5 protein-coding genes are annotated in these 6,106 nt (G+C 68.5%); all 5 read right to left on the bottom strand.

The features are described from left to right. Positions 1-864: VOC family protein (locus tag IT540_RS13450; protein ID WP_291178712.1), on the bottom strand; the 864-nt coding region annotated here is incomplete at its 3' end. Positions 865-1,124: 260 nt separating this feature from the next. After that, positions 1,125-2,936, bottom strand: coding sequence for an aminopeptidase P family protein (locus IT540_RS13445; RefSeq protein WP_291178709.1), 1,812 nt, complete (start codon positions 2,934-2,936; stop codon positions 1,125-1,127). Between the two features lie 18 nt (positions 2,937-2,954). Continuing rightward, entirely contained in the window at positions 2,955-3,848 is an 894-nt protein-coding gene (locus IT540_RS13440; RefSeq protein ID WP_291178706.1) for a 50S ribosomal protein L11 methyltransferase, read from the bottom strand. Positions 3,849-3,926: 78 nt separating this feature from the next. Next, a complete protein-coding gene (locus tag IT540_RS13435) occupies positions 3,927-5,423 on the bottom strand; it encodes a TMEM143 family protein (RefSeq protein ID WP_291178703.1) in 1,497 nt (498 codons plus the stop codon). Between the two features lie 172 nt (positions 5,424-5,595). Further along, on the bottom strand, positions 5,596-6,075 hold the full coding sequence (gene rlmH, locus IT540_RS13430; protein ID WP_291178700.1) for a 23S rRNA (pseudouridine(1915)-N(3))-methyltransferase RlmH: 480 nt from the start codon (positions 6,073-6,075) through the stop codon (positions 5,596-5,598). Positions 6,076-6,106 lie beyond the last annotated feature (31 nt).

The following is a 6,106-nucleotide window of genomic DNA, read 5'->3' as shown; positions in this document are numbered from 1 at the left end:
GGCGGCGTCGAGTGCGTCCTGCTTGCGCTCGAGCTCCGCTCGCAGCGTGGTGACGGCCGATTCCGCGGCACGCCGCGCCTGCTCCTCGTGGGCAAGCTTCTCCGCGGCCTGCCCGGCACTGGATTCGATGGCCAGCCGGCGCGCCCGCTCGGCTTCGAGGTCCTTGCGGGCCTGCTCCGCGGCCTCCTCCGCCTTGCGCTTATCGGCCCGCACCTTGACGAGCTCCGCGTAGGCGCGCTCCGCCTCCTGCGCCGAATGATGGCCTGCGGCGCTCGCGATCCGTTGCGAGAGATTGGTCCCGATATCGGCCGCGAACCACCACGAGGCCGCACCGAGCGCCAGCAGAAGACCGGCAATCCCCATCAGCAGGCGCGGGCTGCGCCGCCGAGCCTCGGGTGCGGGCTCCTCCACGGCGGGCTCGGCCGCAGGCATGGTGAGACCCTTGCCCGGATTGTAGGTTCCGAAGTTCCAGATGTGCCCTTCCGGATCCCGGCAGGAATAGCCGCGCCGCCCGAGCCCGTCGCTCTTGAGCTCGAGCACGATGTCCGCGCCGGCCTCCTGCGCGCGCGCGTAATGCGCGTCCGCGTCCTCGACCACCAGGTAGCAGCTTTGCGTCTCGATGCCTCCGACCTCGTCCGGCTGGCGCATCAGCTTGTCGAGATCGGTATCGCGCACCGCGCCCATCATCATGAGGCTGCCGCGGTAGGTCATCTGCCCGTAGATGACGGCGCCGTCTCCGTCGGAGACCGCGATCTGCTTCTCGAATCCGAAAGCCCGCTCGAGCCAGCCCATCGCCTCCGCAAGGTCGCGGTAGCGCATCAAAGGCATGAGGTTTGGAGCGGGCAGAGTGCTGCTCGCGGTCATGAAACGCTCCAAAATTGATTGCAGCCCCAATCGGCGCCGCACGCAAAGGCGCACGATCGAGATATCGCTACGGGTCATGCAACGCTGGGCCGCGGCACGCCCGAATCACAGTTGATAAATGATAATAGAATTTTCGCGTGACGCGTTGAAGAAAATGAAGAAATCGGGATGTAGCAGCGACAGATCTTTTCACCGCGCTGATGCAAAGGCCGCGCAAAGCCCGAGTTTGCCCAGGGTTTGGCCGGCCAATGCCGGCGGCTTCATAGCGGCTTCGTCGCCGCCTCGAGCCAGCGCAGGGTGGGCGCGTCGACCTCGGGACCGATCACGGCGTTCACTTGGGCGTGATAGGTGTCGATCCAACGCAACTCGTTCGGCGAGAGCAGCGCCTTGACGATGAGTCGGCGGTCGATAGGCACCAGCGTCAGCGTCTCGAAGCCCATCACGTCCCGGTCTCCGCCGTCCGGCCGCACCGGCTCGGTGACGAGCACGAGGTTCTCGATGCGGATGCCGTAGTGGCCCTCTTTGTAATAGCCGGGCTCGTTCGAGATGATCATGCCGGGCTCGATCGCGGCCATGCCCGCGCGCGAGATCGATTGCGGGCCCTCGTGCACGGAAAGATAGCTGCCGACGCCGTGCCCCGTGCCGTGGTCGTAGTCGAGGCCGTGCTCCCATAGAGCGCGACGCGCGAACGGGTCGAGGTCGATGCCACGCGTCCCCTTGGGAAAGCGTGCCATGGCGACGGAGATATGCCCCTTGAGCACCAGCGTGAAGCGCTCGCGCATCTCGTCGCTCGGCGCGCCGATGGCGATGGTGCGCGTGATGTCGGTCGTGCCTTCGAGATACTGCGCGCCCGAGTCGAGCAGGAACAACTCGCCGGCTTTGAGGCGGCGGTTGCTCGCCTCCGTCACGCGATAGTGCACGATGGCGCCGTTCGGCCCGCTGCCGGAGATGGTGTCGAACGAGATCTCGCGAAGCGCCTGGCTTCCCGCGCGCTGCGCTTCGAGTGCGCGCACGGCGCCGATCTCGTCGATCTCCTCGCCGGTCGCAACGGCGCGGTCGAGCCAGGCAAGGAAACGCACCACCGCCGCGCCGTCCCGGATGTGCGCGGTGCGCGCGCCCTTGATCTCGGTCGCGTTCTTGATCGCCTTCATGGGCACGCAGGGATCCGCCCCGCGCACCGCGCTCTTTCCGAGCGCGCGCACGAACCACCACGCGCCCCGGTCGGCGTCGAGCCGCACGCGCCGCCCGGCCTTGCGCAGCGCCTGGACACGGGTGCGCAGCGCCGCCGGCGGTGAGATTTTCACGGCGCCGTCGAGTTGGGCCTGCGCCTCGCGCGTAATGCGGCCTGCCGCCACGAACAGCTCCGGCTTACCCGCCGCCGGCACGATCGCGAACGCGAGTACGACGGGATTGTGCGCCACGTCCCGGCCGCGAATGTTGAAGAGCCAGCAGACCGAATCCGGCTGCGTCAGGATCACGGCGTCCTGCCCGGCCTCCTTCAGCGCTTTCTGCACGGCGGCGATCTTGCTCTCCGCCGAGCGCCCCGCGTAGCGGATCAGGTGCGGCACGATCGGCCCGTCCGGCGGGCGCGGCCGCTCCTTGCCCCAGATCGCATCGACGAGGTTGCGTCGCGTGGGCTTGAGCGCGATGCCGGCCGCCTTCAATGTTTCGCCGAGCCGCTCGATCTCCGAGACCGTATGCAGCCAGGGATCGAAGCCGACCGTATCGCCGCTCTTGAGCTTGCCCCTGAGCCAGCCGGGAAGTCCCGTGCGCGCGAGTCCCGGAAACTCGAACAGCCCGCCACCGCATTCGGCGCGCGCCTGCACGGTATAGCGCCCATCGACGAAGAGGCCCGCGTGCCGCCGCGTCACGGCCACCAGTCCCGCGCTGCCTGAGAACCCCGTGAGCCACCGGAGGCGTTCGGAGCAGGGCGCCACGTACTCTCCCTGGTGCTCGTCCCCGCGCGGCAGCAGCAAGGCCGCAAGCCCTTCGTCGGCGAGGAGCACGCGCAGCCGCTTGATCCGCTCAGGGATCGCAGCGGCATCAGACGGCGCATCGAAGGTCTGGAACATGCGAGAATCCTTGCGCCGTCAGGCGCGTTTGGCGAGGGTGAGCGTGGACCAGCCATCGTAGCGCCGGTGCGACAGCAGCGCGAAGCCGTGCGCCAGATAGGCCGCGAGCACGCGCGCCGCTTCGCGCGTGAGCAGTCCCGAGAGCACGATGACAGCGCCGGGCACCGCAACGCGCCGGATGTCGGGCGCCAGCGCCACGAGCGGTCCAGCCAGGATGTTCGCGAAAATGAGGTCGAACGGAGCCGCGCGGCGGATCTCGGGCGCCGAGACGCCGTCCCCGCAGACGAAGGAGATCCGCTCCGCAACGCGATTGACCGCCGCGTTCTCGCGCGCGACCACGATCGACTGCCGGTCGATGTCGACGCCATGCACGGCGGCGTGCGGCCACGCGCGCGCCGCCGCGATAGCAAGCACGCCCGACCCGCAGCCGAGATCCAGGATGCGCCGGAAGCGTCGCGTCGCACCGAGCTGGCCGAGGGCGACGAGGCAGCCGTACGTCGTGGCATGGTGCGCCGTGCCGAACGCTTCGCCGGCCTCGATCAGGATCGCGTTCGGCCCCTGCGGCACGCGCGCTCGGTCATGGCTGCCGTGCACAGTGAACCGCGACGCACGCACCGGCGGCAGGGCGGCCTGCGAAAGCGCCACCCAGTTCAGGTCGGGGATGTCGGTGGCCTGGAACGCCGGCGCCGGCTCGCCGAGCAGGAGGTCGAGTTCGGCACCGAGCGCCTCGGCATCGCGCGCCTCCGAGAAATAGGCTTCGATGCGCCAGGAGGGCTCGCCGCGCCGCGTGCTTTTCTCCTCGAACACCGTGAGGGCGTCCGGCGGCAGCGCGATGAGATCCTGGAGCGCGCCGGCAACGCGCATGGCGCGTCCGCGATTGTCCACATCGGCGATCAGTTTGTGCAGAGACATGAGGTCCGTCAGGGAATCGAGCGCGCCGGCCGAGAGGGCCGGGCGGCGCGGCACCATAGCCGAAGATGCGGTCGTGCGTCAGGTCTGGTGCTGCGCGCCGCTGTCGGATGAGGCGGCCGCCTGGGCGGAGGCGTCCCCGTCGCCGTTCGTATCGCCCGCCGCGTCCTCGATCGGGACTGTCCGCTCCACCTCGCGTCCCTCGTCCTCCTCGAGGTCCGACAGATTGTCGAGGAACACGTCCCATTTGGCGTCGAGATGCATGGCCGCTTCCGAAGGCCCCAGCGTGCGCAGCGTGCCGTCCGCCTCCTCCGTGACGATGCCGTCCGCGATCAGCCGGGATAGCGCATCCTCGAGGTCGAAGTCGACGTGCACGCCGAAGCTCGCCGTCAGGTATTGCTCGATGGCCGCGTCGATGGCCGGCAGGTCAGAGTGCTTGGCGCGCTCCTTGGCGAGTACGCTGTAGAGCAGCATCTCCTCCTTTACGTCCTCCTCGGCCGCCCGGTCGGCGAGCTTGATCAGCACGCCGCGGTTGTCGGCCATGGCGTGGAAATAGAGGTTCTGCGCCATCACCACCATGTAGCGCTGGCGCTGATTGAGGAAGTTCATGGCCTGGCGGAAGGCGACGCCGCCGAGACCGACCACGGCGCCCGCCGCGACCAGCGGGTTCGACGCCGCGACGGCGAGCTTGCCGGCCGCGCCGACCGCGCCCATGCCGAGGCCGCCGCCCGCCGTGACGCCGAGCCTGAGCTTGTCCATGAGACGGAACTTCACGCGCGTATTGGGAAACACCATCTCGATGTCGCTGCGCGGGATGTTCTTGAACAGCTTGAGGTAGATGTTGCCCTCGTTGACCTCGCTCGGGATCATCGCGCGGAGGTTCTTGACGATCTTCTCCGCTTCCCGGCGCGGCACGCGCTGCTCCTTCATCACCTCGAGCACGCGCGTCTCGAACGGCTTGAGCTTGAACAGCAGGAACAGCCGCTGGAAGATCGGAACGTCGAACTCCTCCTTGCGCATGAACTTGCGCAGCCTGCGGCGCTGGTCGCGGCGGTTCGAGGCGCCGCGGTAGTAGATCACGACCTCCTCGAACGCGGTGAAGTCGACGTGCAGGTCGAGCCCGTAGTGGGACTCCTTGGTGAGGATCACCTCCACGTCCGCGGGGTCGATGCGCACATAGTTGGCCTGTTTTAGAATCGCCTCGACATCGCGCACGACGCGCTTCTGCATCGTAAGCCGCTCTTCGGGCGTGAAGGTGCGGGTGACGAGCAGGTCGCTGTCTGGGCTGAAGGTCTCGTAGGTCTGCAGCAGGTTGCTCAATGCCGTTCCGTGCTGCTGGCGCCGCCAGTGCTCGAGGTAGCGGAAGAAGCGCCTGGCAGCGCGCGCCCGCCCCGCGGGCCACGTTTGCGGCACGGTCAGGCGGTCGATGAGCGCGTAGGTTGTGACGGGAATGAACCGCTCGCGCGGGCGCGAGACGTCGGGTGCCACGAGGTCGTTCGTCGGCATGGCGATGACGGCGGGCTCGTCGGAGGCGACGGCCGATCCCGGCGCCGGCATCACAACGTCCTGAGCCGCCATCTGAGCCCTCCCCATCTCGTGCCAAAGTGATACGGCCTGGAGCGGCGATGGTCCAGAGCCGGGCCCTTGGTTAATTGCCGAATGGCCGCGGAAACCCGCCGAACTCGGGCCGGCGGCAGCCTAGACCGCCTGTGGTTCAGCAATTTGACGGCGGACCATCCAGAGGAATGCCTCAGGCGCGGTGATAGGGATGGCCGGAGAGGATCGTGGCGGCGCGGTAGATCTGCTCGGCGAGCACGATGCGGGCGAGGCCGTGCGGCAGCGTCATGGGGCCGAGCGAAAGCACCAGCTGGGCCTTGGCGCGCGCCGCGCCCCCGTGCCCGTCCGGCCCCCCGATCAGGAAAGCCGTGGTGCGCCGCCCCTCGTCGCGCCGCGTGGCCAACAGGCGCGCGAAGGCTTCGCTGCCGAGCGCCGTGCCGCCTTCATCGAGCAGCACGACGAAGTCCGCGTCCGCCGCCACGGCGAGCCGCTGCGCCTCGTCGGCCCGGCGCTGAGCAGCACTGGCCTGCCGCGCTTCGGCTATCTCTGTGAGCTTGACCGGCCCGAGCGCAACGTTGCGTCCGGTGTCATCGATCCGCTTGGCGTATTTGAGATAAAGCTCGCGCTCGGGGCCATCCTTGAGGCGCCCCACGGCGACGATGGAAAGACGCATGCGACCCGCTCCGGATGACGGGAGCGCCGAA

The sequence above is a fragment of the Hyphomicrobium sp. genome (assembly GCF_020852195.1).
In the GTDB taxonomy this organism is placed as follows: domain Bacteria; phylum Pseudomonadota; class Alphaproteobacteria; order Rhizobiales; family Hyphomicrobiaceae; genus Hyphomicrobium_C.
This window is presented reverse-complemented; position numbering and strand designations above follow the sequence as displayed.